This window comes from Microcystis sp. M165S2 (assembly GCF_020245885.1).
Taxonomy (GTDB): Bacteria; Cyanobacteriota; Cyanobacteriia; order Cyanobacteriales; family Microcystaceae; genus Microcystis.
This window is the reverse complement of record NZ_JADBTZ010000303.1, coordinates 1-3689: the sequence shown is the minus strand read 5'-3', so window position 1 is coordinate 3689 and position 3689 is coordinate 1. Positions and strand designations below refer to the sequence as shown.

4 protein-coding genes are annotated in these 3689 nt (G+C 39.5%); 1 reads left to right on the top strand and 3 read right to left on the bottom strand.

What is annotated here, in order from left to right; translation table 11 throughout:
• The 3 genes from IM479_RS15210 to IM479_RS15200 all read right to left on the bottom strand — a co-directional run.
• A partial coding sequence (locus IM479_RS15210) for an nSTAND1 domain-containing NTPase (RefSeq protein ID WP_287699481.1) occupies positions 1-2064 on the bottom strand: 2064 nt, incomplete at its 3' end.
• Positions 2065-2087: 23 nt separating this feature from the next.
• Positions 2088-2501 (bottom strand): Het-E N-terminal domain-containing protein, encoded by a 414-nt coding sequence (locus tag IM479_RS15205; RefSeq protein WP_287078711.1) that lies wholly within the window; start codon positions 2499-2501, stop codon positions 2088-2090.
• A 263-nt stretch (positions 2502-2764) separates the two neighbouring features.
• Complete coding sequence (locus IM479_RS15200; RefSeq protein ID WP_502882672.1) at positions 2765-3283, bottom strand: cation transporting ATPase C-terminal domain-containing protein; 519 nt, start codon at positions 3281-3283, stop codon at positions 2765-2767.
• Positions 3284-3634: 351 nt separating this feature from the next.
• On the opposite strand from IM479_RS15200, the gene IM479_RS22740 reads away from it, so the two are divergent.
• Positions 3635-3689 (top strand): helix-turn-helix domain-containing protein (locus IM479_RS22740; RefSeq protein ID WP_353737543.1); only part of this gene is annotated, 55 nt, incomplete at its 3' end.

Genomic DNA, 3689 nt, shown 5'->3' with positions numbered 1-3689 from the left:
GTCCCAACTACCGCTCACCAAAGTCTTGCCGTCGGGACTAAAATTAACGCTACTGACAACGCTATCATGCCCCTTGAGGGTGCGGATTTCTTGGCCTGTCTTTACATTCCAGAGTTTGATAGTGTTGTCACCACTACTCACCAAAGTCTTGCCGTCGGGACTAAAATTAACGCTACTGACAACGCTATCATGCCCCTTGAGGGTGCGGATTTCTTGGCCTGTTTCTACATTCCAGAGTTTGATAGTCTTGTCACCACTACCGCTCACCAAAGTCTTGCCGTCGGGACTAAAATTAACGCTTGTGACAACGCTATCATGCCCCTCTAAGCGATTGCGTTCACTTTTGCGGTTGAGAAGTTCCTGTAAGGCATTCGTCACCTCCTTGTCATATTTGTGCTGCTTTTGCAAGGTTTTACCCACCTTAATCGCTTCGACGAAAGCATCTAACTCTTTTCCTTTATCGAACAAAGACAAGGAAGAAAACCTGCGAGCATTTGCCAGATTAAGTTCCGCTTGTTGTGTTTGTTTCCAAGCCATGAAACCCAATCCCGTACTAACCACCACCGCCACCAACGAACCCGCCGCAATCCTTCGCGCTGTTCTAATTTTTTCATTTTTTTGTCGTTCAGCTTGACTAACACTCGCCTTAATAAACTCTATCGCCACAGTATCTAAATTAGGCAGAGAATTATTCTTTTGAAACTCAACAATTTTAGCTAACTTAGAACCTCCCCAAAGCTCACTACTCGCTTTTACTGCATCTTGCTTCTGTAAATCATCCCACTGTTTAGCATCAGCATATAAACGACTTCTCAGAACAATTATCTCCTCTTTTTCTCGAATTAAATCCTGTAACACTTTCCAAGAACGTAATAACGCCTCATGTGCTACCTCAACCGTTGCTGTCCCGTCTTCTCCCTTACTCACCAAAAGACGATTATCTATCAATTGATAGAGAACCTCCTTTTGCATTTCCTCCTGTTCAAAACTCGATTTATCCGCCCTTCTGCTAACCGCTTTTTCCCCTTCTAAACTAATTAACTCTAGAAAAATTTCCTCTGCTGCTTTCCGTTGCTGTTCATTAAATTTACCATAAATTTTATCCGCTTGTTTTTCTAGCGCACCCGTTACCCCACCAATCTCTTGATAAGTCTTAATATTTAAAACCCGCTCTTGAATATGATCTTTTTGCCACAATAAATCTAATGTATATTGTAACAGAGGTAAAGAGCCAGCCTGTTCATAAAAATCCGCAATAATTTGATTAATTAATCCCTTTTCAAAGATTACCCCATTTCTCGCCGCCGGTTCAGCAATCGCTAATCTTAACTCATTTTCATCCATATCCGTTAACATCTTGCTATACTGATCATGGATTTTTCCTAAACTGGGATAAGGACTTAATTTATCTAAAAAATCCGCCCTCATCGTCATCACAATTTTAACCAAACTATTATTCTTTTCAATCAATTTAACCAAACTTTTAATAAAAATATCCCTTTCTGTCTTCGGTGTACGAGTGAATAATTCCTCAAATTGGTCAATAAAAATAAACCATAAATCAGAATTATTTTTTAATCCTTCAACCACCTTAATTAAAGTATCTTCCTTAACAGCTTGGGCTAATTTTGCTTGGGATTGTTTATATCTATTTGCCAAAAGACAACCATAAAAAGACTCAAAGGGATTAACATCAGGAACAAAAGTTAAATTAACCAATCTATTCGCGCCAAAATCATCCTTTAACTTAGGAATTAAACCCGCTTGCACGAGAGAAGATTTACCACTTCCTGACGCACCTAAAAGCAATAAAACATTCTTTGGCTTTAAATAATCGGTTAACTCAATAATCCAATTATCTCGCCCAAAAAACCTATCCTTATCATCTACTTCAAACTTCCTTAAACCCAAATAAGGTGAACCCGTAATTAAGGGTTGATTGGTAATTTCAATCTCAGATTTCTGGATGCTAATATACTGATTGACTGTCCCTAGATTTTCACCAGCGACAGCTTGAACCCCACCTTCAATATTAAGATTTTTACCGGCTTGATTCTCATTCATCAGGTTTGGGTGCTAAAGCGCAACTACGAACTTTTAGGATTGTAAGTAACTGTTTGGCTTGCAGTCCCTCGATTTGAACCAACAACATTTTGAACCCCACCAGAAATATTTATATTATATTTACCTTCTTTTGCCCCTTCTGGATCTTCTTTTTTCATTACTTCTTGGGCTGCTTTAATAATTTCGTCATCCTCCTTCAGTTCTTTAAGTCCCGCTTCTTCTAACTCATCTTCCAAAAGAGCTTTCGTTTTTTCAGGTTTCTGTTCGTATTTATCTAAAATTGTTGATGAATCTGTTTTCCCTTTTTCTGCAAACTTCTTCTTAATCAACGCTTTTAAACTCTCATAAGCATCCTTAACGGCTGTTCCTGCCGTATCCTTAGCAGCAGCAGCCGCACCAGCAGCCAACGCAGCGAGAATTAGAGAAATCGGTTCCATTGCCTGAGACTCCAAATTAGATATTGCTGACTCAATTTTAGATCAAATCAGTTTTTAATAGTAAGCCAAACTGCAATCAGCTAGAGAACTGGAATTTCACGGCCAAGGCACTAAGTCTTAAAAGTATTGCTATGCAAGGCTCGTAGCTGAAAAAGCCAAACAAGGGTTTTCCCTGTGGATGGGGTTTATCAGTTATCAGATTTGAGTTTTCAATTCACTGTTTACTGTTTACTGTTTACTGAACACTGAAAAAAGCTCCCTGATTATCGCCGATGATACCAACGGGTAAATAATTTTTCTAACTCCACCCAAACGAATAACAAGGTACTAAATCCCAAACAGATTAATAATTCTTCTTTAGTTAAAAATTGAGTACCAAAAAAATCCCGCAGGGGAGGAACATAGATTAACATCAGTTGAAAAATTGTCGTCAGGGTTACTGCTACCCAGAGATAGGGATTAGTCAAAGGATTCATTTCTATGGTAAGATGATCGCTCGATCGCACAGAAATGGCATGACCCATTTGAGCTAAACAGAGAGTAGTAAAAACCATAGTTTTCCATGAACCAGTATTACCAAAAAGCGGATCCAAGCGCACAGCGATCAACATTTGAGTGATATTAATAATCGAAAAAATAATCCCAATTCTAACGATATAACTGCCTAAACCGCGAGCAAAAATACTTTCTTGGGGACTAAAAGGAGGGCGACGCATAATATCAGGAGAAGCGGGTTCCACAGCTAAAGCTAAAGCGGGTACACCATCAGTAACTAAATTCATCCAGAGAATTTGTAGGGGAGTTAGGGGAGTAGCTAAACCCAAAAGAGGCGAAGCAGCGATAGTAATCACCTCCCCGATATTACTGCCGAGAATATATTTAATAAAACTGCGAATATTGTGATAAACCACTCGCCCTTCTTCCGTAGCAGCGACGATAGTGGCAAAATTATCATCAAGGAGAATCATATCACTAGCCTCTTTGGTGACATCGGTGCCGGAGATTCCCATAGCAATACCGATATCTGCTTGTTTCAGGGCCGGAGCATCATCGAAAATTTTGGGTCTGAAACCCCGTCGTTCTACGACGGCTTTACTGTTAAATATTAACACATTTACGAAATATATGCTAAAATGCTCCCCATGGAAAAAGCCTATTCTTACCGATTTTACCCCACACCAGAACAAG

Excerpts from the sequence above, each read along its gene's own strand:
- IM479_RS15200 (WP_502882672.1), bottom strand. The coding sequence starts at position 3,283 with ATGAATTTAGTTACTGATGGTGTACCCGCTTTAGCTTTAGCTGTGGAA.
- IM479_RS15205 (WP_287078711.1), bottom strand. The coding sequence starts at position 2,501 with ATGGAACCGATTTCTCTAATTCTCGCTGCGTTGGCTGCTGGTGCGGCT.